General features: G+C 64.7%; 24 protein-coding genes. 16 read left to right on the top strand and 8 right to left on the bottom strand.

Annotated elements, in window-relative coordinates; translation table 11 throughout:
• The first annotated feature begins 13 nt into the window (after positions 1 to 13).
• On the top strand, positions 14 to 220 hold the full coding sequence (locus ACIPIJ_RS08640) for a 4-oxalocrotonate tautomerase family protein (protein WP_401074942.1): 207 nt from the start codon (positions 14 to 16) through the stop codon (positions 218 to 220).
• A gap of 6 nt (positions 221 to 226) precedes the next feature.
• Here the strand turns inward: ACIPIJ_RS08640 and ACIPIJ_RS08635 are convergent, their stop codons facing one another.
• Entirely contained in the window at positions 227 to 1,108 is an 882-nt protein-coding gene (locus ACIPIJ_RS08635; protein ID WP_401074939.1) for a LysR family transcriptional regulator, read from the bottom strand.
• Positions 1,109 to 1,226: 118 nt separating this feature from the next.
• Here ACIPIJ_RS08635 and argC point away from each other — a divergent pair, with 118 nt between their 5' ends.
• Together argC and ACIPIJ_RS08625 are read left to right on the top strand one after the other, a co-directional pair.
• The gene (gene argC, locus ACIPIJ_RS08630) at positions 1,227 to 2,168 is read left to right on the top strand and encodes an N-acetyl-gamma-glutamyl-phosphate reductase (protein ID WP_401074937.1); all 942 of its coding nucleotides are present in this window, start codon (positions 1,227 to 1,229) and stop codon (positions 2,166 to 2,168) included.
• An 82-nt stretch (positions 2,169 to 2,250) separates the two neighbouring features.
• The gene (locus ACIPIJ_RS08625; protein WP_401074934.1) at positions 2,251 to 2,937 is read left to right on the top strand and encodes a GNAT family N-acetyltransferase; all 687 of its coding nucleotides are present in this window, start codon (positions 2,251 to 2,253) and stop codon (positions 2,935 to 2,937) included.
• A 48-nt stretch (positions 2,938 to 2,985) separates the two neighbouring features.
• Here the strand turns inward: ACIPIJ_RS08625 and ACIPIJ_RS08620 are convergent, their stop codons facing one another.
• The 5 genes from ACIPIJ_RS08620 to ACIPIJ_RS08600 are packed head-to-tail and all read right to left on the bottom strand — an operon-like array spanning position 2,986 to position 7,419.
• A complete protein-coding gene (locus tag ACIPIJ_RS08620; RefSeq protein WP_401074932.1) occupies positions 2,986 to 3,741 on the bottom strand; it encodes an ABC transporter permease in 756 nt (251 codons plus the stop codon).
• Positions 3,741 to 4,946 (bottom strand): ABC transporter substrate-binding protein, encoded by a 1,206-nt coding sequence (locus ACIPIJ_RS08615; RefSeq protein ID WP_401074931.1) that lies wholly within the window; start codon positions 4,944 to 4,946, stop codon positions 3,741 to 3,743. The genes ACIPIJ_RS08620 and ACIPIJ_RS08615 overlap by 1 nt, the downstream gene beginning before the upstream one ends.
• A complete protein-coding gene (locus tag ACIPIJ_RS08610; protein WP_401074929.1) occupies positions 4,933 to 5,754 on the bottom strand; it encodes an ABC transporter ATP-binding protein in 822 nt (273 codons plus the stop codon). Before ACIPIJ_RS08610 ends, ACIPIJ_RS08615 begins: the two co-directional genes overlap by 14 nt.
• On the bottom strand, positions 5,751 to 6,815 hold the full coding sequence (locus ACIPIJ_RS08605; RefSeq protein ID WP_401074928.1) for an acyl-CoA dehydrogenase family protein: 1,065 nt from the start codon (positions 6,813 to 6,815) through the stop codon (positions 5,751 to 5,753). The genes ACIPIJ_RS08610 and ACIPIJ_RS08605 overlap by 4 nt, the downstream gene beginning before the upstream one ends.
• A 46-nt stretch (positions 6,816 to 6,861) precedes the next feature.
• Positions 6,862 to 7,419, bottom strand: a complete 558-nt coding sequence (locus tag ACIPIJ_RS08600) for a carboxymuconolactone decarboxylase family protein (RefSeq protein WP_401074926.1) — start codon at positions 7,417 to 7,419, stop codon at positions 6,862 to 6,864.
• 102 nt (positions 7,420 to 7,521) lie between these two features.
• On the opposite strand from ACIPIJ_RS08600, the gene ACIPIJ_RS08595 reads away from it, so the two are divergent.
• Positions 7,522 to 8,433 carry an AraC family transcriptional regulator gene (locus ACIPIJ_RS08595; RefSeq protein WP_401074924.1) on the top strand — a complete coding sequence of 304 codons (912 nt, stop codon included), beginning with the start codon at positions 7,522 to 7,524 and terminating at the stop codon, positions 8,431 to 8,433.
• Between the two features lie 15 nt (positions 8,434 to 8,448).
• On the opposite strand, the gene ACIPIJ_RS08590 is transcribed toward ACIPIJ_RS08595, so the two are convergent.
• Positions 8,449 to 8,967 carry an RrF2 family transcriptional regulator gene (locus ACIPIJ_RS08590; protein WP_401074922.1) on the bottom strand — a complete coding sequence of 173 codons (519 nt, stop codon included), beginning with the start codon at positions 8,965 to 8,967 and terminating at the stop codon, positions 8,449 to 8,451.
• 264 nt (positions 8,968 to 9,231) lie between these two features.
• On the opposite strand from ACIPIJ_RS08590, the gene ACIPIJ_RS08585 reads away from it, so the two are divergent.
• Together ACIPIJ_RS08585 and ACIPIJ_RS08580 are read left to right on the top strand one after the other, a co-directional pair.
• Positions 9,232 to 10,431, top strand: a complete 1,200-nt coding sequence (locus ACIPIJ_RS08585; RefSeq protein WP_401074920.1) for an NAD(P)/FAD-dependent oxidoreductase — start codon at positions 9,232 to 9,234, stop codon at positions 10,429 to 10,431.
• A 232-nt stretch (positions 10,432 to 10,663) separates the two neighbouring features.
• On the top strand, positions 10,664 to 12,289 hold the full coding sequence (locus ACIPIJ_RS08580; RefSeq protein ID WP_401074919.1) for a methyl-accepting chemotaxis protein: 1,626 nt from the start codon (positions 10,664 to 10,666) through the stop codon (positions 12,287 to 12,289).
• 41 nt (positions 12,290 to 12,330) lie between these two features.
• Here the strand turns inward: ACIPIJ_RS08580 and ACIPIJ_RS08575 are convergent, their stop codons facing one another.
• Positions 12,331 to 13,734, bottom strand: coding sequence for a purine-cytosine permease family protein (locus ACIPIJ_RS08575; RefSeq protein ID WP_401074918.1), 1,404 nt, complete (start codon positions 13,732 to 13,734; stop codon positions 12,331 to 12,333).
• A gap of 316 nt (positions 13,735 to 14,050) precedes the next feature.
• Here ACIPIJ_RS08575 and ACIPIJ_RS08570 point away from each other — a divergent pair, with 316 nt between their 5' ends.
• The 10 genes from ACIPIJ_RS08570 to ACIPIJ_RS08525 all read left to right on the top strand — a co-directional run bounded on the left by ACIPIJ_RS08570 (position 14,051) and on the right by ACIPIJ_RS08525 (position 23,554).
• Positions 14,051 to 14,536 (top strand): flavin reductase family protein, encoded by a 486-nt coding sequence (locus ACIPIJ_RS08570; protein WP_401074916.1) that lies wholly within the window; start codon positions 14,051 to 14,053, stop codon positions 14,534 to 14,536.
• A gap of 66 nt (positions 14,537 to 14,602) precedes the next feature.
• On the top strand, positions 14,603 to 15,646 hold the full coding sequence (locus tag ACIPIJ_RS08565; protein ID WP_401074914.1) for an LLM class flavin-dependent oxidoreductase: 1,044 nt from the start codon (positions 14,603 to 14,605) through the stop codon (positions 15,644 to 15,646).
• Between the two features lie 229 nt (positions 15,647 to 15,875).
• On the top strand, positions 15,876 to 16,472 hold the full coding sequence (locus tag ACIPIJ_RS08560) for an amino acid synthesis family protein (RefSeq protein ID WP_003256068.1): 597 nt from the start codon (positions 15,876 to 15,878) through the stop codon (positions 16,470 to 16,472).
• A 68-nt stretch (positions 16,473 to 16,540) separates the two neighbouring features.
• Positions 16,541 to 17,374 (top strand): alpha/beta fold hydrolase, encoded by an 834-nt coding sequence (locus ACIPIJ_RS08555; protein WP_401074912.1) that lies wholly within the window; start codon positions 16,541 to 16,543, stop codon positions 17,372 to 17,374.
• The gene (locus tag ACIPIJ_RS08550) at positions 17,371 to 18,852 is read left to right on the top strand and encodes an aldehyde dehydrogenase (RefSeq protein ID WP_401074911.1); all 1,482 of its coding nucleotides are present in this window, start codon (positions 17,371 to 17,373) and stop codon (positions 18,850 to 18,852) included. The genes ACIPIJ_RS08555 and ACIPIJ_RS08550 overlap by 4 nt, the downstream gene beginning before the upstream one ends.
• A 13-nt stretch (positions 18,853 to 18,865) precedes the next feature.
• Complete coding sequence (locus ACIPIJ_RS08545; RefSeq protein WP_401074909.1) at positions 18,866 to 19,351, top strand: flavin reductase family protein; 486 nt, start codon at positions 18,866 to 18,868, stop codon at positions 19,349 to 19,351.
• A gap of 99 nt (positions 19,352 to 19,450) precedes the next feature.
• Positions 19,451 to 19,840 carry a carboxymuconolactone decarboxylase family protein gene (locus ACIPIJ_RS08540; protein WP_401074908.1) on the top strand — a complete coding sequence of 130 codons (390 nt, stop codon included), beginning with the start codon at positions 19,451 to 19,453 and terminating at the stop codon, positions 19,838 to 19,840.
• A gap of 88 nt (positions 19,841 to 19,928) precedes the next feature.
• The gene (locus ACIPIJ_RS08535) at positions 19,929 to 20,681 is read left to right on the top strand and encodes a GntR family transcriptional regulator (RefSeq protein ID WP_401074906.1); all 753 of its coding nucleotides are present in this window, start codon (positions 19,929 to 19,931) and stop codon (positions 20,679 to 20,681) included.
• Between the two features lie 2 nt (positions 20,682 to 20,683).
• Entirely contained in the window at positions 20,684 to 21,247 is a 564-nt protein-coding gene (locus ACIPIJ_RS08530; RefSeq protein WP_401074904.1) for an NUDIX hydrolase, read from the top strand.
• A 123-nt stretch (positions 21,248 to 21,370) separates the two neighbouring features.
• Entirely contained in the window at positions 21,371 to 23,554 is a 2,184-nt protein-coding gene (locus tag ACIPIJ_RS08525) for an ATP-binding protein (RefSeq protein WP_401074902.1), read from the top strand.
• Positions 23,555 to 23,560: the final 6 nt, after the last annotated feature.

The raw sequence follows: 23,560 nt of genomic DNA, 5'->3' as shown, positions 1-23,560 counted from the left end.
GGAGCGAACACGCATGCCTTATGTCCACATTCGCGTGACCGACGAAGGGGTCAGCGCCGAGCACAAACGCCTGTTGATCGAAGGCACCACGCAGTTGCTGCAGCAGGTGCTGGGCAAACCGCCGGCCAGCACCTTTGTGGTGATCGAGGAAGTGCCGACGGATAACTGGGGGGTCGGCGGCGAGACAGTGACCGCGGTGAGGCAGCGAGAACGCGGCTGAGCACGCTTACTGACGCAACCGCTCCAACGCTTCCAGCACGAACCCGGTGGCCCGTTCGGTCTGCCCTTCCCTGCAGGCAATCCCCAATTGCCGCCACAACCCCGGCCGCAAGGGCCGGCGGGCAATGCGCCGGTCCAGTTCGGCCATCTCGCCTTCCTGGGGCAGCAAGGTAGCGCCATAGCCGGCGCCCACCAGGCTCTTGATCGCATCGTTGTAGTTCAGTTCGATCCGCGGCTCGGGGTACAACCCGGCCGCGGCGAACCATTCACCGGTCACCCGCGACAGCTGGGTGCTGCTGTCATTGAGGATCAGCGCCCGCTGCCCGAGCCAGGCTGGGGTAACCCTGGCCGGTGGCTGCCAGTCGGCCGGGACGTAGGCCAGGATCGGGTCACGCCGCCAGGGGGTAACCTTGACGCCCTTGCCCGCCACCTGCGGCAAGGCCACCAGGCCGATGTCCAGCGCACCTTCACGCAACCGCGCCAGAGACGCTTGCGAGGTCAGCACCTGCACCTGCACATCGATGCCGGGGTGGGCGACGCGTAAGTGTTCCAGTGCCTTGGGTAACAAGTGCGCGATGGCCCCGGTCGAGGCACCCAGGCGCACCCGCCCGGTCAGGCCTTCAACTTGCCGGCGCACTTCGTCCAGGGCCAGGTCGGCATCGGCCAGCAAGCGGCGCGCACGTGCGAGCAACGTTTCGCCGATGGCCGTCGGGCGCACCTGGTTGCGGTTGCGGGTGAGCAGCGGCGCACCCACCCGCGCTTCCAGTTCGGCCACGTGCAGGCTGATGGTCGGGGGGGCGAGGTTCAATTGGCGGGCGGCCTCGGCGAATGAGCCCAGGTCGGTGATGACCACCAGGGTGCGGAGGCGGTCGAGGCTGATTTCGCGCATCGGTGGTTCCTGCTGGATGTTGTTCAGTAAAACTGAATCAAAGCGTCATCATATTCAAATTTCCTTTATAAGCGCCACACGCGAACATAAGCCACCTTCCCTTGATCGGACCCTCACCATGCAAACCCCTGTTGTCTTCATCGATGGCGACCAAGGCACCACCGGCCTGCAGATCCATGCGCGCCTGCACGGGCGTGACGACCTGCGCCTGCTGACCCTGCCCGAAGCCGAACGCAAGGACCCGCAGCGCCGCCGCGAGGCGATCAACAGCGCCGACATCGCCCTGCTATGCCTGCCCGACGATGCCGCCCGCGAGGTCGTGGCGGCCATCCACAACCCGGCGGTGCGGGTGATCGATGCAAGCTCCGCGCACCGCACCACGCCTGGGTGGGTGTACGGCCTGCCGGAGTTGGACGCGCAGCAGGCCGAACGGATCGCCCAGGCCAAGCGCGTCAGCAACCCAGGCTGCTACCCCACCGGCGCCATCGCCCTGCTGCACCCGCTGATCAAGGCCGGCCTGCTGCCGGCCGACTACCCGCTGAGCATCCATGCCATATCGGGCTATTCCGGGGGTGGCCGCGCGGCGGTCGAGCGGCATGAGCAGCACGACGCGCAACAGGTGCCGACCCTGCAGCTGTACGGCCTGGAACTGGCCCACAAGCACGTGCCGGAAATCCAGCAGCATGCAGGCCTTTCGGCCCGGCCAATCTTCATGCCCGGCTATGCGGCCTATCGCCAGGGCATCGTCCTGAGCATCCCGCTGCAAATGCGCCTGCTGCCTGGCCAGCCCAGCGCCGAACAGCTGCAGGCGTGCCTGGAGCGCCACTACCAGGGCGCACGCCATGTTCAGGTCATGCCGCTGCATCAGCACGGCCCAGCCACCCCGCTCGACCCCGAAGCACTGAACGACAGCAACGACCTGCGCCTGGCGCTGTACGCAAACCCGGAGCACGGCCAGGTGCTGCTCACGGCTGTGTTCGACAACCTGGGCAAGGGTGCCTCAGGTGCGGCCGTGCAAAACCTCGACCTGATGCTCGCGGCTATACAGGCGCAAGGCTGACTCGGCAAAAAGGGTTTAGACTGTGCAACCCCGCGCCAACCCGGCGCGGGGTGATCTAACCGCAGCCGGAGCCCGTCCACCGATGTTCATCCTGAGCCGCCTCGACAGCGTGCCGCCCGAATCCTTCCAGAACCAGCTCCGCGAACTGGTGATCCACCATGTTGGCGAACTGAGCAGCGTCGCCATTCGTGCCGACAACCCGTTGTACCCGCTGTACCAGTACGGGTTCGGCATGGAGGTGCATCAATACCTGCAGGCCATGGACGGCACCCGCGGGCTGGCCGTGCAGCTGACCCTGGCGCTTAACGCCGATGCGCCGGACCAACTGCTTGGCTTCGCCCTGACGCTACCGGCCCAGGACAACCCACAGGCCTGTGCCCTGGCGTTCCTTGCCGTGGTGCCCGAGCATCGCCGCCAGGGTGTCGGCAGCGCCTTGCTGGCGGATGTGCAGGCGCGTTTTGCCAGCGTCGAGCTGAACGCGTTCGCCAACCGGGTACCGTGGTTCGAGGCAAGGGGGATGCAGGTGGTGGCGGCCAGTGGGCCGCAGGTGCTGATGAGCAGCACCGGGCAGGCCAGCGGTGCGCTGATCGGGCGGCTGGATATCGCGCCGATCTACCAGACCACCGAGGTGCATCAGATTCATACCTACCTGCTCAACCAGCAGGGCGAGGATGCGATGATCGAGGCTGAGCGGCAGCGGGATGAGTGGCTGGATGAGCGGGCAAAACTGGCGCTCGAATGTGTGAGGCAGCGCAAGACAGTGCATTGATCGGAGGGCCCTTCGCGGGCTTGCCCCGCGAAGCGGCCGCATTGGCCTTCAGGCATGCACCCAGCGCCGATGCAACCCACGCGCCAGGGCATCGAGCATGAACCCCAGCACACCGATCAGCAGCACCATTGCCATCAGCTCCGAGTAAGCCAGCCGGTCACGGGTATCGAGAATGAAATACCCAAGCCCGGCACTCACCCCCAACATCTCGCACGGCACCAGCACGATCCACAGGATGCCGATGGCCAGGCGCACGCCGGTCAGCACATGGCCGATCACCCCGGGAATGATCACCTTGCACAAGGTTTCCCAGCGCGTGGCACTCAGGCTGCGGCTCAATTGCAGCCAGCGCGGGTCGAGCTGGCGCACGCCCGCAGCGGTATTGAGCAGGATCGGCCACAACGCGGCAAACGCCAGCAGGAAGTAGATCGGCTGGTCGCCCACCCCCATCAGCATCACCACCACCGGCATCCACGACAACGGCGAGATCATCCGCAGGAACTGGAAGGCCGGCGTGGTCGCCGCTTCCAGGTGCCGATAGCTGCCCACCAGCAGGCCCAGCGGCACGCCGATCAACAAGGCCAGCAACAGGCCGACAAGAATGCGCTTGAGGCTGACCCAGGCGTGCCCGTAGACCTCGCCCTGCCCCAGCAGCTCGGCCAGACTGCCCAGGGTTGCCTGTGGCGAGAAACGCGCCGACAGGCCATCGGCCTCGCCGAACAGCCGCACCCCGGCCCACCACAGCAGCAGCAACCCCAGTAACCCCAACAAGCCAAGGCCGGCATGAACAACGTGCTTGAGCATCAGACCGCGAACTCCTCGCTACGCTCGAAGGTGTCAGCGATGCCGAACACCGACGGGCCACCGACCGCGGCAATGGCGTTGCGCACGAAGCGGTCGTCGACCAGGTCGCGGGCAGTTTGCGCCGGGTCCAGGCCGGCAAGGAACCCGCTCTCGCCTTCGATCAGGGTGCCCTTCAAACGCTTGACCAGCTCTTCGGTGTAGCTGGGGAACGGGTATGGCTGGAAGTCGATGCGTTTCTCGTCCCACTGCTGGTGCTGGATGGCACCGCTGGCGATGTAGCCGGCGCGATCCTCGGCAGCCGGGGCCAGGACCTTGGCCAGCACCGCCGGCTCGTGCGGGGTGTATTTGTTCGGGCCGGCCTTGGACAGCAGCGCTGCCGCTTCGGCACGGTGGTCGCGGGTCCAGTGCTGGGCCTTGACGATGGCGTTGACCACCTTCTGCGACCACTCGGGGCGGTTGTTCAGGTCGTGTTCGTGCATGAACACCACACAGCAGGCGTGGTTGCGCCACACATCGCCGGTAAAGCGCTGCACGCGGCCGACCTTGAGGTTCTCGGCCAGGGCGTTGAACGGTTCGGCGACGATGTAGCCGGCAATGCGTTTGCTGGCCAGGGCCGGCGGCATGTCCGATGGTGGCAGCACCAACAGGTTGACCTCGTTGGCAGCCAACGGCGCATTGGCAGGCTTGGACACGGGCGTGAGGCCGTTGTCGTTGAGCATCTGCTGCAGCACCACATTGTGGATCGAGTACCAGAACGGGATGGCCACGGTCTTGCCGCCCAGCTGTTGCATGTCGCTGATGCCCGGCGCGACGGTCAGGCCCGAGCCCCCGACGTGGTTCCACGCCACCACCTTGGCCGGCACCTTGCTGGCATAACGCGCCCACACGGTCATCGGCGACAGCAAATGGATGACGTTGACCTGGCCGGAAATGAACGCCTCGATCACCTGTGCCCAGCTGCGCAGCAGCACCGGCCGCTCGGCCTTGATGCCTTCGGCTTCGAACAGGCCGTTGTTGTGCGCCACCAGCAACGGCGTGGCGTCGGTGATCGGCAGGTAACCAATGCGTACCGGTGCGTCCGGCTCGGCAGCGGCGCGCGCCTGCAGGCTCGACAGCAGCGGCAAGGCACCGGCGGCGGTGAGCATGGCGCTAAGCTTGAGGAAATCGCGACGCGAAGAAGAGGAACAGCAGTCATCCATGCACATGGACAGCCTCCGAGGGCAACGAGGTGGGGGAAGGTTCGACTGTGCGGCTTGCCCGCCGAAGGGTCTTGAGGATGTCGATACGCAGCGCGCCCAGCTCCTCGACCCGCTGCGCCCGTGGTTGCGGCAGGTCGATGTGCCATTGGCCGAGGATGTGCGCTGGGTGGTCACCCAGTAGCAGTACGCGGTCGGACAACAGCAAGGCTTCGTCGATATCGTGGGTGATCAGTACCGCGGCGGTGTTGTGCGTGGCGATCAACTGAAGCAGCAGTTGCTGCATGTCGGCGCGGGTCACCTCATCCAGCGCGCCGAAGGGCTCGTCGAGCAGCAGCACCTCGGGTTGCCGCGCCAGGCAGCGGGCCAGCGCGGTGCGCTGGGCCATGCCGCCGGACAGCTGCGCCGGGTAGTGACTGCGAGCATGGGCCAGGCCCACGGCGCTGATCGCATGGTCGATGCGCGCGCGGCGCTCGGCTGCAGCCAGCGTGGGTTGGCGGGCGAAATCCAGGCCAAAGGCGACGTTCTTTTCCAGGCTCAGCCAGGGCAACAGGCTCGGGTCCTGAAAGGCCACCGCCAGGCGTGGATGCGGGCCCTGCAAGGGTTCGCCGTGCAGGCTCACGCTGCCGCCACGGGGTTGCTGTAGGCCCGCCAGCACGCGCAGCAGGCTGGACTTGCCGACACCGCTGGGGCCAAGGAGGGTCACCACCTCCCCGGGTGCCAGTTGCAGGTCGAAGCGCGCCAGCACCTCCTGCCAACCGCCATCGCGCGGGTAGCCCAGGCTGATGTCACGGGCTTCGAGCAACACTGGGCTCATGCGTTGGCCGCCTGGCGGTGCAATTCGGCGCGCAGTTGCACCAGGCTCGGGGTGACGATCGGCACGAACGCCGACTCTCGCCAGCGCCGCGCGAAGCCCGCACCGAATTCGTCCAGATAAGCCTTGCCCCCACTGGCCTGCAGCTCCAGTTGCACGGCGTCGGCGGCGCTTTCTGCGAGGGTGATGCGCAGCTTGAACAGCGCTGCCGGCTGGCTGAGGAAGCGCCCTTCGAGCAGGCCTTGCTTGAGCTCCGCCACGGTGTTCTCCAGGCGTTCCTTGAGCACCTGGCGGGCTTCTTCGAGGAACGCGATGCGCCCGTTCATGTGCCCCTCAACCTCGTCCAGCGCACGGCGCGCCAGGCCGATGGCCATGCCGCACTGCAACGCCAGGAACGCCGGGCGCACCTTGGGCAGGAACTCGCGGGCGTTTTCGTGCAGCAGCCACTCGCGTTTGAGCTCGACCTGATGGAACGCCAGCGCGGCCGTGTTGCTCGATTGCAGCCCCATCAGTTGCAGGTCGTCGGAGCGCTCCAGCCCCTGCGCAGCGGAAGGGATCGCTAGCACGAACGGCGCACCGCCGGCGTCGTCCTCGATGGCCGCGGCCACCACGAAACCGCTCTTGCGCAGGTTGGTCACCCAGTGCAGGCGGCCGTCGAGCGACCAGCCATCCGCTTGCGGGCGGCCGCGCACCTGCAACGCCTCGATGCCGGAGAGGAATTTCATGGCGTTGGAAAGCCCTGTGGCGCCGGCCAGTTCGCCGTTCAGCAGGCCAGGCATCAAGCGCTCGCGCAGGGCCTGGTTGGGGCTTTGCAACAGGTATTCGATGAAGGCGCGCTGGCCCCAGCAGACGAACGCCGCGGCCAGTGAATGGCGGGCGATGGCAGCAATGGCTTCGACCGCGTCGGTCACTTCGCCGCCGCTGCCACCGAGTGCCGGGTCGACCCCAACGCGCAGCAACTGCGACTCGGCGAGGTGCGCCAGCACCCGGTGCGGGTCGCACTGGCCCTGGTCGATTGCTTCGGCATTGGCATCCAGCCACTGCGCAAATGCAGCATCAAGCATGTCCCTACTCCTTTTGAAAAGCACGCGCCGCGGCGCCAAGTGCGGATTACGCAGGCTGCCAGCGGTACTTGCTCAGCTCGTCGTTGAGCGGCGTCTGGGCGAACACATTAGCAAAGTTGCACAGGGTTGCGAGGCTGACGCCGAGAATCACTTCCAACGCGTTGCCCTCGGTGAAACCGGCCTCGCGAAACGCCTGGTACGTGGCTTCGCTGACATTGCCGCGGGTGGCGATGACTTCGCGGGCAAACGCGGCCAGGGCCTCGTAGCGGGCGTGCGGCAGTTCACCACGGGCGCGCAGGGCATCGACCACGTCCTGCGGCAGCTTGGCCTTGTTCAGCGCTACGGCGGTGTGGCCGGCCACGCAAAAGTCGCAACCGTGCTGGGTGGCGGCAATCAGCTGCACCACTTCGCGCTCGGCCAGGGTCAGTTCGGCCTTGCCGTTCAGGCCCGACACCGTCACGTAGGTTTCCAGCGCCGCCGGGGCATTGGCCAGCACGCCGAGCAGGTTGGGGATGAAGCCTGAGTTCTTCTGGGCGTTTTCGAGGAACGGGCGGGCCGCTTCCGGGGCGCTCTGAAGCGTGTGTAGCGTGATGCGCGAGGACATGGAGTGGACTCCTTTGAGGGGTGTCCATAGAGTCTGTTGGTTATAAGCGTTACCCTCCATATTCATCAGTCGCCTTTCCTTGCTCCTGAGTCTTTGCATTAGATGATTTCATCCAGCCATCTTGTCGATTGGTTATTAGAAGGCCTTGAGCTTGACGCCAGCCTGTTCCACGTGGGCCGCTATTGCGGTGGCTGGCACGCCAGCACCCAGGGCCTGGGGCGGGCCAGTTTTCACCTGGTGGTACAGGGGCATTGCTGGCTGCACATCGACGGGGAGGCGCAGGCCGTGCGCCTGGAAGCCGGCGATGCGGTGTTTTTGCTGCGCGATCTGGCTTACCGGTTGTCTAGCGACCAGGACCCGGTGAGCGCCTGCGCCCAGCCGCGCCAGGTGATGCAGGCGCTGGATGCCCATGCTGGCGATGGCGTGGGGCTGGTGTGCGGGTTCTTCCACTTTCGCCCGGGGCTGTCGTCACTGATCGTCGAGGGCCTGGCTGACTGGATTTTGCTGCGCGCCGACGAGCCTGCCGGGCATGCGGCGCGGGCGCTGTTCGGGCTGATCCTGGAAGAGTGCAAGCGCCTGCCTGCGCCTTCGCAGACCTTGCTGGAGCGGCTGACGCACTTGCTGTTCCTGTATGTGCTGCGCCAGCAGGTGCATGCTGGGCAACCGCTTGGCGGCCTGGTGGCGCTGGCCCGGCAGCCGGCGTTCGCCGGCTTGCTGGCACAATTGATCGAACAACCCGGGCAGGCCTGGACGCTGGAGAGCATGGCGGCGTGCACGGGGCTTTCACGCTCGGCGTTTTTCAAACGTTTCAACGAACTGGCCGGGCAGTCACCGGGGCAGGTGCTGCTGGCCCTGCGCATGCGCCATGCCTGCCAGCTGCTGCAGGCGGGCAATACCGTCGAGCAAGTGGGCGCACAGGTGGGGTATCAGTCAGTGGCGGCGTTTACCCGGGCATTTGCCAAGGCGGTGGGGGTGCAGCCGGGGGCGTATCGTCGCCAGCATGAGGGGCGCTGAGGTTCTACTGCCTGTTTACGACTGACTCGCCGGGATCCGTCGCTCGCCCATCCACTCATTGACCTGCTGGCCAAACTCCACCGGCGCCTTGCGCCCGAAGCGCCGCGCCAGGTCGAGGATGGTCTGCTGCGCCAGCGCTTCTTCCATACGCTTCTGCGCCCCCAGCATCACGGCATGGATCGCACAGGTGCCCTCGGTTGCCCACCCCGGCGGCGAACCTTCGAACAATGTGCAGCGCTCGCGGATTTCGCGGCAGTCGAAGATCTTCTTCGGCCCGTCGATGGCATTGACGATGTCCAGCACGGTGATCTCATCCGAAGGCCGGGCCAGGCGAAAGCCGCCGCGCACACCTTCGGTGGCGACCACCAGCCTGGCGCGTGCCAGCTTGGTGAAGACCTTGGCCAGGTACTCCTGCGGCACGCCCTGCAATTCTGCCAAGTCGCGCACGCTGGACTCGCGGGTGTCCCCGCGATCGTCCACGAGGTAGAGCAGGCAATGGATGCCGTATTCGACGCCAGCACTGTAGAGCGACATATCAATCTCCGACCAACTTTGTCGCAAATAGTACGCTGATCATCGGGCCTTGGCAAAGCTGAAGAGCACCGCTCGTCGACATCTAAGGCAGCCAAAACACGCCTAAAGTCCCTATTTCATGCGCTTTTCAGCGGCTTCAGCAGCGCCCTGCACCGTGACGGGCTGCAAAAAAAGCTTGCCGCCAAAAACTACGACCACTAAAGTCGTAGTTACTCGAGGGGCACCTATAACCCCCCGAAACCCCATTACCCAAGGAGCACCTTCATGAAATCGAACATCCTGATCATCGGTGCCGGCTTTGCCGGTGTATGGAGCGCCCTGAGCGCCGCCCGCCTGCTTGACCAGGCCCAGCGCGACGACCTGAGCATCAGCGTGCTGGCCCCTCAGCCCGAACTGCACATCCGCCCGCGCTTCTACGAGGCCGACGTGCACGGCATGAAGGCGCCACTGGGCGAGCTGTTCCACGCCGTGGGCGTGCAGTTCATCGAAGGCCATGCGCAGGCCATCGACAGCGATGGGCGCAGCGTCAGCTACACCGACGCCAATGGCCAAGCGCAGCAAATCGCCTATGACCGCCTGATCCTCGCCGCTGGCAGCCAAGTGGCGCGCCCGGCAGTACCGGGCCTGGCCGAACACACCTTCGATGTCGACCAGATGGAATCGGCCGTGCGCCTTGAGCAACACCTGGAAGGCCTGGCTACCCTGCCCGCCTCCCCCGCACGCAACACCGTGGTGGTGTGCGGCGGTGGTTTTACCGGCATCGAGACCGCCACCGAAATGCCAGCCCGTTTGCGCGCGGTACTCGGTGATGCGGCGGTGCGCGTGCGGGTAGTCGACCGTGGCGCCAAGGTTGGCGCCGCGTTGGGCGCCGGCATCACCCCAGCCATTGTCGCCGCCTGCGAACAGGCCGGCGTCGAGTGGCTGGCCGGTACCTCGGTGGTCGCCGTCGATGGCGGTGGCGTCACCCTGGACAACGGCGAGTACATCGCCAGCAAAACCGTGATCTGGACCGTCGGCGTCAAGGCCAGCCCGCTGACCGCGCAAGTGGCCGGCGAGCGTGACAACTTTGGCCGCCTCAAGGTCGACGATCACCTCAAGGTGATTGGCCAGGCGCATATCTACGCCACCGGCGACACGGCCTGGGCCGCCGTCGACGAGCTGGGTAACCACGCGCTTATGACCTGCCAGCACGCCATCCCCATGGGCCGCCACTGCGGCAACAACGCCATGGCCGACCTGCTCGGCGAGCAGCCGGTGGTGTACCGCCAACCCAAGTACGTTACCTGCCTGGACCTCGGTGGTTGGGGCGCGGCATTCAGCGAAGGCTGGGAGCGCGAACTGAAACTTGAGGGCCAGGAAGGCAAAAACCTCAAGCGCCAGATCAACGGGGTGTGGATCTACCCGCCCGCTGCTGATCGCGCCTTGGCGCTGGCCGCTGCAGACCCGGCGATCGCCATCGTTTAGGCGCAATTTCCTGACAGATCCGTCAATTTATGACGGATTTGTCAGCACAAGTCGTTACATTGAATGACTGGTCAACAATGATAGCCATATGGCATCATTGAAAGAAAAATACATTCAAGAGGGTGAGGCACACACTTAAATCCGCAGCGCATCGAGAGCCTGGCACCAACCCGGTAGCCCGGCCTTCCGTCCATGCTCTTGACGCCTGCACGCCACCGTCAAGGAGCATTCCATGCAGTTACGGAAGATGAAGATCGGCATTCGCGCGGCAAGCGTATTCGCCCTGTTGGGCATCCTGGTCCTGGTCATGGGCCTTATCGCACTCTATGAAACCCGGCAGATGGACGAGGCCACGGATGAAATCCGTGTCACCTGGATGCCTGCCGTGGTCGCCCTCAGTGAAATCAGTACCAACCTCGGGCGTGCCCGCGCCGTCACGCTGCGCGCCGCGCTAGATGACAGCCCCAGCGAGCGCCTACGCAACATCGACCTGCTCAAAGGCATCAACGAGCAACTCGATGGCGGCCTCAAGGACTACGAGGCCACCATCATCGCCGCCGATGACCGTGCCCTGTTCAACACGTTCAACGCCGCCCATCAACAGTACCTCGACCTGCAGGCACAGGTGCTGCAAAACATCGCTGCCGGGCGCATGGCCGAGGCCAAGCAGCAGATCACCGGCCCGCTCACCGAAATCGCCGACGGCATGATGAAAGCCATGACCGCGCTGATCACCTACAACGGCAACGGCGCCGAACAGGCCTCGCAGCGCAGCAGCGATGTGGCCGACGAAGCCTTCACAGCAGTCATCGGTTCGCTGTTGGTGATCATGCTCGCCCTGGCCGCCATTGCCACGGCCCTCACCCGCAGCATCGTGGTGCCACTGGCCGACGCCGTGGCCGTGGCCGAACGGGTTGCCACCGGCGACCTGACCCAGGATATCCAAGTCACCGGCCGTGATGAGCCAGCGTTGCTGTTGCGCGCCCTGAGCCGCATGCAGGCAAGCCTGCGCGACACCCTGCGCAAGATCGCCGCCTCGTCCGACCAGCTGGCTTCGGCCTCGGAAGAACTGCACACCGTCACCGAAGACACCAGCCGCGGCCTGCACCAGCAGAGCGCAGAAATCGACCAGGCCGCCACTGCCGTCAACCAGATGACTGCTGCCGTCGAGGAAGTGGCCAACAACGCGGTGAGCACCGCCGACGCCTCGCAGGGCGCCGACCGCACCACTCGCGATGGCCGCGAGCAGGTCAACCTGGCGCTGGCCTCGATCCAGCACCTGGTCGATGACGTCACCGGCACCTCTGCCGAGATTGAACAACTGGCCAACAATGCCAACGAGATTAGCCGTGTGCTCGACGTGATCGGCGCGATCGCCGGGCAGACCAACCTGCTGGCACTCAACGCCGCCATCGAAGCCGCCCGCGCCGGTGAGGCTGGCCGCGGCTTTGCCGTGGTCGCCGATGAAGTACGCGCCCTTGCCCACCGCACCCAGCAATCCACGGCGGAGATCGAGCAGATGATTGCCGGGATCCAGAACGGTACCGAGCGTGCGGTGACAGCCATGCACAGCAGCCAGGGGCGTGCTACCGGCACACTGCAAGTGGCGCAGGGCGCCGGGGACGCGCTGGAGGTGATTGCCGAGGCGATCGCCTCGATCAACCAGCGCAACCTGGTGATCGCCAGTGCATCGGAGGAACAAGCGCAGGTGGCGCGCGAGGTGGACCGCAACCTGGTGAACATTCGCGATCTGGCGATGCAGACCTCGGCGGGAGCCAATCAGACCAGTGCGGCGGCGCAGGATTTGTCGCGCCTGGCGGTTGATTTGAATGGCATGGTGGCGCAGTTCAAGGTTTGACGTGAAACAGCCGGGGCCGCTTTGCGGCCCCTTTTCTCAGGTCAATCGTTAACGCCAACGGCCCGCACAGCCCCCTCGGCCTTGCCCCGCGTCGCCAGGCAGTAATACAGCGGCACGGTCACGATCAAGCCGAACAGCCACGACAGGTCTGCCCCTTCGACAAGGTTCGAATACGGCCCCACATACAGCGACGTATTGGCAAACGGCAACTGCACCAGGATCCCGCACGCATAGGCAATGATCGCGTGAGGGTTGAAGCGCCCGTAGATCCCGCCATCCGCCTGGAAGATCGAGGCGATGTCGTACTGCCCCTTCTTGATCAGGTAGAAGTCGATCAGGTTGATCGAGGCCCACGGCACCAGCACCAGCAGCAGCGCCAGGATCAGCCCGATGAAGTGGCCGATGAAGTCCGCCGAAGCGTTCAGCGCAACCATGCCGCATGCCACCAGGATCACCGCCGCCAGTATCACCCGCACTTTGATGCTGGGCGTCCATTGGGCGACGAAGGTCTGGATCGCCGTGACGATCGACAGCACCGCGCCATACAGGTTGAGGGCGTTGTGGCTGATGATGTTGAGCAGGAACAGCACCATCAGGATCGGGCCCAGCCAGCCGGTGGCCTGCTTGACCGCGTCCATCGCGTCGGTGCCTTCTGGCACGCACAGCACAGCCACCGCACCAAAGCTGAAGCACAGGATGGTGCCCAGGGTGGCGCCGAAGTAAGTGGCCCAGAACGGCTTGGCAATCCCGACTTCTTTAGGCAGGTAGCGCGAATAGTCCGAGGTGTACGGCGAGAAGCTGATCTGCCAGATGGTACCCAGCGACACCGTGGCGATGAAGCCCGACAGGTTGAACGCGCCTCGGCTGAAGAAGTCGGCTGGCAGCTCCTGGGTGAACATCATGATGAAGCCGGCCAGCAGCGCCGAGCCCATCACCCAGGTCCCGATACGGTTCAGGCTATGAATGAAGCGGTAACCGATCACCCCGATGGCGGTCGCGCTCAGGGCGCCGATGACGATAGCCGTAGGCATCGGCACGCTCGGGGCGATGCCGTGGATCGACTTGCCCGCCAGGACGATGTTGGAAATGAAGAAGCCGACATAGATCAGCGCGGTGAAGAACACGATCAGCAAGGCGCCATACCGGCCGAACTGACCGCGGCTTTGCACCATCTGTGGAATGCCCAGCTGCGGTCCCTGCGCAGAGGCCAGGGCGATGACCACGCCCCCGACAAGATGCCCCAGCACGATAGCGATCAGGCCCCACAACAGGTTCAGGTGAAACACCTGGACTACCATGGCGCCGGTGACGATGGGCAGTGGCGCGATGTTGGTACTGAACCAGAGGGTGAACAGGTCGCGCGCCTTCCCATGGCGCTCGGCAGGTGGAACGTAATCGACCGTGTGATTCTCGACAAACTGGTGTTGCGATGACGGTTGGGACATGGTTTTCAGCTCGAAAGGTCGTTTTTATCTTTGTAAGGAAACCGCGTCTAGGCGGCCTCTCAGCTGCGGACCATATTATGGTATTCCAAACTTTTGACAACACTGATTCGGCCTGAAAATCTTTAACTGATCCGGTTCAGCAACGCCAGCCAGACGCCCATGCTTGCTCCAAGCCCCCTATTCATGCGGCTTTGCGCCGCTCATCGCGATTTCGTCGAGGTGGAAAATTCCGCTTGCAAATCGAGTATTACGGTATACCATCAGACACATCAACGATAAAAAGCGGTCCACCGCTGCCCCATTCGAGGTACACGCCATGATCGACGCAACCGTCTACAAGCACGTCCTGGGCTCCTTCCCGTCCGGCGTCACCGTCATCACCACCCTGGACGACGACGGCTCGATCGTCGGCCTCACCGCCAGTGCCTTTTCGTCCCTGTCGATGGACCCGCCGCTGGTGCTGTTCTGCCCCAACTACAGCTCCGACTCCTATCCCGTGCTGATCAAGAACAAGCGCTTTGCCATTCACCTGCTCTCCGGTGAACAACAGGCCGAAGCCTATGCGTTCGCGAAAAAGGGCAAGGACAAGGCCGCCGGCATCGAGTGGTCCCTGAGCGCACTGGGCAACCCTATCCTGGCCGGCGCCACCGCGGTGATCGAATGCGAACTGTGGCGCGAATATGAAGGTGGCGACCACGCCATCATGGTCGGCAAGGTGCACAACCTGATCGTCCCCGAGCAAGCCCCACGGCCGATGGTGTACTGCCGCGGCAAGATGGCCAGCCTGCCCGCCTTCGCCTGAAACGCCTAGCCTTATTACTGACGCCTGGCGCGCCAGGCGAGACTTTCAAGCTCCGAGGAAAGCCCCATGAAATTTTCGTTGTTCGTGCACATGGAACGTTGGGATGAACAGGTCAGCCACCGCCAGCTGTTCGAGGACTTGACCGAACTGACCCTGATGGCCGAAGACGGCGGTTTCAGCACCGTGTGGATTGGCGAACACCACGCCATGGAATACACCATCTCGCCGAGCCCGATGCCGCTGCTGGCCTACCTCGCCGCGCGCACCGAGACCATCCGCCTGGGCGCCGGCACCATCATCGCGCCGTTCTGGAACCCGATCCGCGTTGCCGGCGAATGCGCCCTGCTCGACGTGATCAGCAACGGCCGCATGGAAGTGGGCCTGGCCCGTGGCGCCTACCAGTTCGAGTTCGACCGCATGGCCAACGGCATGCCGGCCACCGACGGCGGCAAGGCCCTGCGCGAGATGGTCCCGGCGGTACGCAAACTGTGGGAAGGCGACTACGCCCACGAAGGCGAAATCTACAATTTCCCGACCTCCACCAGCGTGCCCAAGCCCGTTCAACAAGGCATGCCGCCGATGTGGATCGCGGCCCGCGACCCGGATTCGCACAACTTCGCGGTGAAGAACGGCTGCAACGTCATGGTCACCCCACTGATGAAGGGCGACGAAGAGGTGCTGGACCTGAAAAACAAGTTCCAGGCCGCGCTGGACAACAACCCGGATGTGCCGCGCCCACAACTGATGGTGCTGCGCCACACCCATGTGCACAGCCCCTCGGAACCGGAAGGCTGGAAGATCGGCGCCCAGGCCATTTCGCGCTTCTACCGCACCTTCGACGCCTGGTTCGGCAACAAGACCGTGCCGGTGAACGGCTTCCTGGCGCCAAGCCCGGAGTCGAAATTCGCCGAAGTGCCGGCTTTCGCGCTGGATAACATCCGCAAGAACACCATGATCGGCACCCCCGAAGAAATCATTGCGCGTATCAAGTACTACCAGGAGCTCGGTGTCGACGAGTTCAGCTTCTGGTGCGACAACAGCCTGCCCCACGCCGAGAAGAAGAAATCGCTCGAGCTGTTCATCAAGGAAGTGGTGCCGGCGTTCGCCTGAATTCCCATTGCCTGAATTCGTTGCGGGATCAGCCCGCTCGCGGGGGCCGTCATGGCCCTCGCGAGCGGGCATTTTTTTGGATTTCGCACAGTACAGACGCCGCGCAAACCAAGGGATCAAGCAACCTTTCGTCCACAGGCAAGAGATTTTTCAAGCCCCCTCTTGCACAACAAATATTATGGTATACCATCAGACAACAAGAGCTGATAACCCTCACCAGGAGCCATCCATGAGTTTCGAAATCCGCAAGATCGTCACCTATTCCGAAGAGACCCGCATTGAAGGTGGCAAGGCCACCGACAAGCCGGTGACCATGGTCGGCCTGGCCGTGGTCATCAAGAACCCATGGGCCGGTCGCGGTTTCGTTGAAGATCTGAAGCCGGAAATCCGCGCCAACTGCTCCGAGCTGGGTGCACTGATGGTCGAGCGCCTGACCGCCGCCATCGGCGGTGCCGACAAGATCGAAGCCTACGGTAAAGCTGCCGTGGTCGGCGCTGACGGCGAGATCGAACACGCCTCGGCGGTGATCCACACCCTGCGCTTCGGCAACCACTACCGCGAAGCGGTGCAGGCCAAGAGCTACCTGAGCTTCACCAACAAGCGCGGCGGGCCAGGCACCTCGATCCAGATCCCGATGATGCAGAAGGACGACGAAGGCTTGCGTTCGCACTACATCACCCTGGAAATGCAGATCGAAGACGCCCCGCGCGCCGACGAGATCGTCGTGGTACTGGGCGCTGCCGACGGTGGCCGCCTGCACCCGCGCATCGGCAACCGCTACATCGACCTGGAAGAACTGGCTGCCGAAAAAGCCAACGCTCAATAACAACAACCAAGACGGGCCTGGGCGTGGCGTGAATACCCGCCGCGCCCGACCTTCAAGGAGCGCCCTCCATGATTCAGCCTGTCGCTGAACGTACACCGGCCGGGACCAGTTACCTGGTACAAGGCCAGGGCCAAGCCGTGGTGCTGATCCACGGCGTGGGCCTGAACAAGGAAATGTGGGGCGGGCAGTTCGTCGGCCTGGCCAACGACTACCGCGTCATCGCCTACGACATGCTCGGCCACGGCCAGAGCGCGCTGCCTGCCGCCGACACCGGCCTGGAAGGTTACGCCGCACAGCTGGCCGAACTGCTCGACCACCTGCAGATTGCCCAGGCGACCGTGATCGGTTTCTCCATGGGCGGCCTGGTCGCACGTGCCTTCGCCCTCCAGTACCCACAGCGCCTGGCTGCACTCGTCGTGCTCAACAGCGTGTTCAACCGCACCCCGGAGCAGAGTGCCGGCGTTATCGCCCGTGCCGCCCAGGCTGCCGAACAGGGCCCCGACGCCAACGTCGATGCCGCCCTCGACCGCTGGTTCAGCCGTGAATACAAGGCTGCCAACCCGGCGCAAGTCGCGGCGATTCGCCAGGTACTGGCAAGCAACGACCCGCAGGGGTACCACACCACCTATTCGCTGTTCGCCACCCAGGACATGTACCGCGCAGGCGACCTGGGCAGCATTCAGGTGCCGACGCTGATCGCCACCGGCGAACTCGACTTGGGCTCCACCCCGGCCATGACCCGCCAGCTTGCCGCCAGCATCCCTGGGGCGCAAAGCGTGGTCCTCGCCGAGCAACGGCATATGATGCCGGTGGAGGCTCCGCGTGAAGTCAACAAGATGCTGCTGGACTTCCTCAAGCAAGCCCGCACCCTCACCGAATCCGCCAAGGGGATTGTTGCATGACCCTCGTTCGTTTCCAGATGTGCATCGACGGCCAATGGCTCGATGCCCAGAGCGGCAAGACCTTCGACAGCCTCAACCCGGCCACCGCCCAAGCCTGGGCGCAACTGCCCGATGCCGATGAAGCCGACGTGGAGCTGGCCGTGCAGGCCGCCCAGCGCGCCTTCGAAAGCAAGGCCTGGCGCAGCATCACCGCCACCGCGCGGGGCAAACTGCTGCGCCGCCTGGGCGATTTGATTACCGAGAACAAAGAGCACCTGGCCCAGCTGGAAAGCCGTGACAACGGCAAGCTGATCCGCGAAACCCGTGGCCAGGTCGGCTACCTGCCGGAGTTCTTCCACTACACCGCGGGCCTTGCCGACAAGCTCGAAGGCGGCACCCTGCCCCTCGACAAGCCGGACCTGTTCGCCTACACCGTGCACGAGCCGATCGGCGTGGTGGCCGGGATCATCCCGTGGAACAGCCCGCTGTACCTGACCGCGATCAAGCTGGCACCGGCCCTGGCCGCCGGCAACACCATCGTGCTCAAACCTTCCGAACACGCCTCGGCGACCATCCTCGAACTGGCGCGTCTGGCCCTGGAGGCCGGCTTCCCGCCGGGTGTGGTCAACGTGGTCACCGGCTACGGCCCAAGCACGGGAGCCGCGCTCACCCGCCACCCGCTGGTGCGCAAGATCGCCTTCACCGGCGGTGCCGCCACCGCCCGCCACGTGGTGCGCAGCAGCGCCGAGAACTTCGCCAAGCTGTCGCTGGAGCTGGGCGGCAAGTCGCCGAACATCATCTTTGCCGACGCCGATCTGGACAGTGCCATCAACGGTGCCGTGGCCGGCATCTATGCCGCTTCCGGGCAAAGCTGCGTGGCCGGTTCCCGCCTGCTGGTGCAGGACGAGATCTTCGACGAATTCGTCACCCGGCTGGTCGAGCGCGCCAAACGCATCCGCATTGGCAACCCGCAGGACGATGCCAGCGAAATGGGCCCGATGGCCACCGCGCAACAGCTGGCCGTGGTCGAAGGCCTGGTCGCTGCGGCCAAGGCCGAAGGCGCCAAGCTGCACATGGGCGGCAAGCGTGCCGAGGTCGACGGTGACGGCTGGTTCTACGAGCCGACCCTGTTCGAGTGCGACAGCAACTCGATGACCATCATGCAGGAAGAAGTGTTCGGCCCGGTCGCTGCGGTGATCCGCTTCAAGACCGAGGAAGAGGCACTGGCCATCGCCAACGACTCGCAGTTCGGCCTGGCTGCCGGTATCTGGACCCGCGACCTGGGCCGTGCCCACCGCCTGGCGCGTGATGTGCGCTCGGGGATCATCTGGGTCAACACCTACCGCGCCGTGTCGGCCATGGCGCCGATCGGCGGCTTCAAGAACAGCGGCTACGGCCGTGAAAGCGGCATCGATTCGGTGCTGGCCTATACCGAGCTGAAGACCGTGTGGATCAACCTGTCCACCGCGCCGATGCCCGACCCGTTCGTGATGCGTTAAGAGGAAGCACGAGATGATCGAACCAGGCATCTACAAAGACGTGATGGGCTCCTTCCCGTCCGGGGTCACGGTGGTCACCACCCTGGACGCCGACGGCGGCATCGTCGGTATCACCGCCAGCGCGTTCAGCGCGCTGTCGATCGACCCGGCGCTGGTGCTGTTCTGCCCCAACTACGCCTCCGACACCTACCCGATCCTGCGCGACAGCAAGCAGTTCGCGATTCACCTGCTGTCCGCCGAGCAGACCGCCGAGGCGTATGCCTTCGCCGGCAAGGGCAAGGACAAGGCCGCCGGCATCGACTGGCATCTGAGCGAGCTGGGCAACCCGTTGCTGGCCAAGGCCACGGCGATCATCGAGTGCGAACTGTGGCGCGAGTATGACGGTGGTGACCACGCGATCATCGTTGGCGCGGTGAAGAACCTGGTACTGCCCGAGCAGCCAGTGACGCCGATGGTTTATCACAAGGGCAAGCTGGGCGCCCTGCCCCCGCTCGGCTGAAGTCCTCGGGCTGCTGCGCAGCCCTAATACCCCTTTTTTAGGGGCCGCGCGACCCGCTCACCCGGGGTTGCGGCCCCTGTTTTGATTCGGAGCCAGGCAATGAGCAACGAAAAGTACGAGAAAGGCCTGCAGATCCGCACCCAGGTGCTGGGCGAGGACTACGTCAACCGCTCCATCCAGAATGCCGACGCGTTCACCCAGCCGTTGCAGGAACTGGTCACCGAGTACTGCTGGGGCCACGTCTGGGGCCGCGATGGCTTGTCGCTGAAAGAGCGCAGCATGATAAACTTGGCCATGATTTCTGCGCTCAACCGGCCCCACGAGCTCAAGTTGCACATTCGCGGCGCATTGCGTAATGGCCTGAGCCGAGAGCAGATTCGCGAGATCCTGCTCCAGGTCGGCATTTATTGCGGCGTGCCCGCGGCGGTGGACAGTTTCCGCCTGGCCCGCGAGGCGTTCGCCGAAGCCGATGCGGAGTCAACCCGTTAACAACGGGCTGTTCGAACCACTGCAAGGAGTGCCTCGGTTCAGGGGGCTCCGCGATGTTGGCGCAACAGCCTCATAAAGAGCGCACCTGATGAAACGCCAGCCACTCGACGACAGCTTCAAGGTCAACCGCAACCCCGTTACCCTGCGTGAAATCGTGCTCGACAAACTGCGCGGCGCGATCATGAACTTCCACCTGCTCCCAGGCGACCGCCTGGTCGAGCGCGACCTTTGCGACCGCCTCGGCGTCAGCCGCACTTCGGTGCGTGAAGCGCTGCGCCACCTGGAGTCCGAAGGCCTGGTGGAGTTCGCCGACGCCAAGGGCCCGCGCGTGGCCATCATCACCCTGGAAGACGCCCGCGACATCTACGAGCTGCGCTGCGTGCTCGAAGGGCTGATCGTGCAGCTGTTCACCCTCAACGCCAAGGCCAAGGACATCCGCGCCCTGGAGCGCGCGCTGGAGGTCAACCGCGAGGCCCTCGAAGAAGGCGAACTGCAGCAGGTGCTGGACTCGGTGCAAGGCTTCTACGACGTACTCCTGGAAGGCTCCGGCAACCAGGTCGCCGCCCAGCAGCTGCGCCAGCTGCAGGCCCGCATCAGCTACCTGCGCGCCACCTCGGTGTCCCAGGAAAACCGCCGTGGCGCCAGCAACCGTGAGATGGAAAAGATCGTCGAAGCGATCAAGGGCGGCGACCCGCTGGTGGCCCACCAGGCGTCGGTCGACCACGTGCGCGCCGCCGCCAAGGTGGCCCTGGATTACCTGCGCCAGAAGCAGGACGACAACACCAAGGTGCGCGATATCGTTGCGCCCCTGGCCCTCAAGGAACCTCGCATAGGCCGCTGACCATGCCCAACGCCCCGCGCTATTGCCCGCACTGCACCACGGAACTGGCCCGGGGCGTTCCCACAGGCGACACCCACGAACGCCTGCACTGCACCGGTTGCGGCTATATCCACTACATAAACCCGAAGATCATCGCCGGCTGCATCATCGAGCGCGATGGCAAATACCTGCTGTGCCAGCGCGCCATTCCACCCCGACCAGGCACCTGGACCTTGCCGGCCGGCTTCATGGAGGCGGGTGAAACCACCGAGCAGGCGGCGCTGCGCGAGGTGTGGGAAGAGAGCGGCGTGCGCGGCGAAATTGTCTCGCCGTACTCGATCTTCAGCGTGCCGCAAATCAGCGAGGTGTACATCATCTTCCGCGCCATCGCCACCGAAGAGACCGGCCAGTACGGGCCGGAGACGCTGGATTACCAGTTCTTCGCGCCAGACGAGATCCCTTGGGAAGAAATCTACTACCCGGCGATCCGGCAGATCCTCGAGCGCTACATCCTCGAACGCCAGGCCGGTGTGTATGGGATCTACATGGGCAATGACGACACCGGCAAGGTGCATTTCATTCGCTGAGCCCGCAGCGGCCTCATCGCCGGCACGCCGGCGATGAGGCCAAAACAGGCGACACAAAGCCCTCGCCAATTCGGCCGTCTCGGTGCACCCTTATCCTCCCAGGCAAAAGGATTGGCACAGCACATGGCGAAATGGCTAGACGGCGGCGGGCTGATGGCCGAACGCATCCGCCAGCATGATTGGCATAACACCCCGCTTGGCCCGCTGGAGGCCTGGCCCAGCGCACTCAAGACGTCGGTAGCCCTGTGCGTGGGCTCACGCTTCCCGCAGGCGGTGCTCTGGGGCAGCGAGCTGATCACCCTCTACAACGATGACTTCGCGCGCATCCTCGGCAGCAAGCCGCTGTGCCTGGGCCGGCCATTCAGCGAGGTGTGGCAGGAGGCCTGGGGCAACATCAGCGCCATGGCCGCCCGTGCCATGGCCGGCGAGGCGGTGTACATCGAAGACTTCCCGCTGGTCATCGACCGCAACGGTGCCCCCGAACGCGCCTACTTCACCTTCTGCTACAGCCCGATCCGCGGCGAGGACGGCAGCGTGCTGGGCATGCTCGACACGGTGACCGAAACCACCACCAGCGTGGTCAACAGCCAGCGCCTGAACTTCCTCGACAGCCTGGGCCGCGAGGTGGCCAACGCCACCGACCCGGAGCGGATCATGGCCATCACCACGCGCAGGCTGGTGGAGCACCTGCAGCTGTCCAGCTGCGCCTACGCGGTGATGGACGCCGACCAGGATGGCTTCAACATCTGTGGCGATGCCGTCGCCCCCGGCTCACCGCGGCTGATCGGGCAGTATCGCCTGGCCGATTTCGGCCGCCTTGCAGTCAGCCGCCTGCGCGCGGGCGAAGCACTGATCATCAACGACAACCTCAACGAACTGGCCGCCGAGGAAGCGGCCACGTTCCAGGCCATCGGTATCACCGCGACCATCTGCATGCCGCTGATCAAGGACGGTCGTCTGACCGCGCTGATGGCCATCCACGACAAGGCACCACGCGTGTGGACCGGTTATGAACTGCGTTTGATCCGCGAGGTGACCGAGCGCTGCTGGTCGCATATCCAACGGGTTCAGGCGCATGCCGAAGTGCGCGAGGCGATGGCCGCGCTGGAGGCGCTCAATGCCACCCTGGAGCACCGCGTCGAAGAACGCACCACCCAGCTTTTGCACACCGAAGCCGTGTTGCGCCAGGCGCAGAAGCTGGAAGCCATCGGCCAACTGACCGGGGGCGTTGCGCATGATTTCAACAACCTGCTGACCATCATCCGCTCATCGCTGCACTTTCTGCAGCGCCCCAACCTCGACGAAGCCCGCCGTGAACGCTACCTGAAGACCATGTCCGACACCGTCGACCGCGGTGCCAAGCTGACCGGCCAGCTGCTCGCCTTTGCCCGCCGGCAGGCCTTGAGCCCGCAGGTGTTCGAGGCCGGGCCACGCCTGCAGGCCATGGCCGAGATGCTCGACACCGCCACCGGGGCGCGGATCCAGGTAGAGCTGGAGCTGCCCCAGGCGCCTTGCCATATCCGCGCCGACCTCAGCCAGCTGGAGACGGCGGTGATCAACCTGATGCTCAACGGCCGCGACGCCATGGCCGGTCAAGGCACCTTGCGCCTGCGCCTGCAGGCCAACCGGCAGATGCCTGGCTTACGCGGCCAGCCGGCACAAGCCGGGCCGTTTGCGGCGATTTCGGTGGTGGACAGTGGCGTCGGCATCGCCGCCGAGCTGCTCGACCGCATCTTCGACCCGTTCTTCACCACCAAGGCGCCCGGTGAAGGAACCGGGCTTGGCCTGTCCCAGGTGTTCGGTTTCGCCAAGCAGTCCGGGGGCGATGTCGAGGTGGCCAGCATCGAGGGCCAGGGGACCACCTTTACCCTGTACCTGCCGCAGGAGGCACCGCCAGCCGAACAGGCCGATCCGGCCGCCACGCCAACATCACCCGAGATGGGCGGTGCGCGACGGCGAATATTGGTGGTGGAGGATAACCCCGACCTCGGCACGTTCACGGCGCAAATCCTCGAGGACCACGGTTACCAGGTCAGCTGGGCAAAATCGGCGGAAGACGCCTTGGCGCAGTTGGCCGGCCAGGCTGAGCACTTCGACGCCGTGTTTTCCGATGTGGTCATGCCGGGCATGGGCGGGTTGGCGCTGGCCCTTGAACTGCGGCGCCAGCGCCCACAATTGCCGGTGATCCTGACGTCGGGGTACAGCGATGCGATTGCCGAAGGCGGGCACCAGGGTTTTCCGTTCCTGGCCAAGCCATACTCGGCCGAGCAGGTGTGCCTGATGCTTGGCAAGGTGCTGGACAGTTGAAGCGCC

The organism is Pseudomonas sp. NPDC087185 (genome assembly GCF_044744955.1).
Taxonomy (GTDB): Bacteria; Pseudomonadota; Gammaproteobacteria; order Pseudomonadales; family Pseudomonadaceae; genus Aquipseudomonas.
This window is presented reverse-complemented; position numbering and strand designations above follow the sequence as displayed.

Excerpts from the sequence above, each read along its gene's own strand:
- ACIPIJ_RS08640 (WP_401074942.1), top strand. The coding sequence starts at position 14 with ATGCCTTATGTCCACATTCGCGTGACCGACGAAGGGGTCAGCGCCGAG.
- ACIPIJ_RS08635 (WP_401074939.1), bottom strand. The coding sequence starts at position 1,108 with ATGCGCGAAATCAGCCTCGACCGCCTCCGCACCCTGGTGGTCATCACC.
- argC (WP_401074937.1), top strand. The coding sequence starts at position 1,227 with ATGCAAACCCCTGTTGTCTTCATCGATGGCGACCAAGGCACCACCGGC.
- ACIPIJ_RS08625 (WP_401074934.1), top strand. The coding sequence starts at position 2,251 with ATGTTCATCCTGAGCCGCCTCGACAGCGTGCCGCCCGAATCCTTCCAG.
- ACIPIJ_RS08620 (WP_401074932.1), bottom strand. The coding sequence starts at position 3,741 with ATGCTCAAGCACGTTGTTCATGCCGGCCTTGGCTTGTTGGGGTTACTG.
- ACIPIJ_RS08615 (WP_401074931.1), bottom strand. The coding sequence starts at position 4,946 with ATGTGCATGGATGACTGCTGTTCCTCTTCTTCGCGTCGCGATTTCCTC.
- ACIPIJ_RS08610 (WP_401074929.1), bottom strand. The coding sequence starts at position 5,754 with ATGAGCCCAGTGTTGCTCGAAGCCCGTGACATCAGCCTGGGCTACCCG.
- ACIPIJ_RS08605 (WP_401074928.1), bottom strand. The coding sequence starts at position 6,815 with ATGCTTGATGCTGCATTTGCGCAGTGGCTGGATGCCAATGCCGAAGCA.
- ACIPIJ_RS08600 (WP_401074926.1), bottom strand. The coding sequence starts at position 7,419 with ATGTCCTCGCGCATCACGCTACACACGCTTCAGAGCGCCCCGGAAGCG.
- ACIPIJ_RS08595 (WP_401074924.1), top strand. The coding sequence starts at position 7,522 with ATGATTTCATCCAGCCATCTTGTCGATTGGTTATTAGAAGGCCTTGAG.
- ACIPIJ_RS08590 (WP_401074922.1), bottom strand. The coding sequence starts at position 8,967 with ATGTCGCTCTACAGTGCTGGCGTCGAATACGGCATCCATTGCCTGCTC.
- ACIPIJ_RS08585 (WP_401074920.1), top strand. The coding sequence starts at position 9,232 with ATGAAATCGAACATCCTGATCATCGGTGCCGGCTTTGCCGGTGTATGG.
- ACIPIJ_RS08580 (WP_401074919.1), top strand. The coding sequence starts at position 10,664 with ATGCAGTTACGGAAGATGAAGATCGGCATTCGCGCGGCAAGCGTATTC.
- ACIPIJ_RS08575 (WP_401074918.1), bottom strand. The coding sequence starts at position 13,734 with ATGTCCCAACCGTCATCGCAACACCAGTTTGTCGAGAATCACACGGTC.
- ACIPIJ_RS08570 (WP_401074916.1), top strand. The coding sequence starts at position 14,051 with ATGATCGACGCAACCGTCTACAAGCACGTCCTGGGCTCCTTCCCGTCC.
- ACIPIJ_RS08565 (WP_401074914.1), top strand. The coding sequence starts at position 14,603 with ATGAAATTTTCGTTGTTCGTGCACATGGAACGTTGGGATGAACAGGTC.
- ACIPIJ_RS08560 (WP_003256068.1), top strand. The coding sequence starts at position 15,876 with ATGAGTTTCGAAATCCGCAAGATCGTCACCTATTCCGAAGAGACCCGC.
- ACIPIJ_RS08555 (WP_401074912.1), top strand. The coding sequence starts at position 16,541 with ATGATTCAGCCTGTCGCTGAACGTACACCGGCCGGGACCAGTTACCTG.
- ACIPIJ_RS08550 (WP_401074911.1), top strand. The coding sequence starts at position 17,371 with ATGACCCTCGTTCGTTTCCAGATGTGCATCGACGGCCAATGGCTCGAT.
- ACIPIJ_RS08545 (WP_401074909.1), top strand. The coding sequence starts at position 18,866 with ATGATCGAACCAGGCATCTACAAAGACGTGATGGGCTCCTTCCCGTCC.
- ACIPIJ_RS08540 (WP_401074908.1), top strand. The coding sequence starts at position 19,451 with ATGAGCAACGAAAAGTACGAGAAAGGCCTGCAGATCCGCACCCAGGTG.
- ACIPIJ_RS08535 (WP_401074906.1), top strand. The coding sequence starts at position 19,929 with ATGAAACGCCAGCCACTCGACGACAGCTTCAAGGTCAACCGCAACCCC.
- ACIPIJ_RS08530 (WP_401074904.1), top strand. The coding sequence starts at position 20,684 with ATGCCCAACGCCCCGCGCTATTGCCCGCACTGCACCACGGAACTGGCC.
- ACIPIJ_RS08525 (WP_401074902.1), top strand. The coding sequence starts at position 21,371 with ATGGCGAAATGGCTAGACGGCGGCGGGCTGATGGCCGAACGCATCCGC.